Below are 378 nucleotides of genomic sequence, written 5' to 3'. Positions count from 1 at the left end.
GCCGCCGGTTGCGGGGCATCCCACTCCCACGTCACGTGGGCGGACTCCCAGCCTCGCGAGGATGCCCCACTCACCCCGAAGGCCGCGGAGGCGCCGCCGCCCAGCGCGTCCGCCGACCCCAAGGCCTTCGCCGCGCGCTACCCCAATCCGGCGCTGTGTGAAGCCGCCGCGCGCAGGCTCCAGGCGGAGTCGCGGGACGAAGGCTGGGCGGGTCTCAAGGCCTGCATCGAGCTGACGCCCTTCACCCAGATTCGCGCGCTGCTGAGCGGCGCCTGGTCGGAGGACCTGCGCGTGCGTCCCGAGGCCGCCTCGCTCATCGCCCGGGTCGTGGCCCAGCGCGGAGGCAGCGTGTCCGGCGAGCTCCAGTACCTCCAGGAG

Annotated in this window: 1 pseudogene; it reads left to right on the top strand. The window is 74.6% G+C overall.

The window, feature by feature from the left end:
- Positions 1 to 378, top strand: a pseudogene (locus tag D7Y04_RS43900) (hypothetical protein); the annotation flags it as partial.

Source organism: Corallococcus sp. AB038B, from assembly GCF_003668955.1.
Lineage (GTDB): Bacteria > Myxococcota > Myxococcia > Myxococcales > Myxococcaceae > Corallococcus > Corallococcus exiguus.
This window is presented reverse-complemented; position numbering and strand designations above follow the sequence as displayed.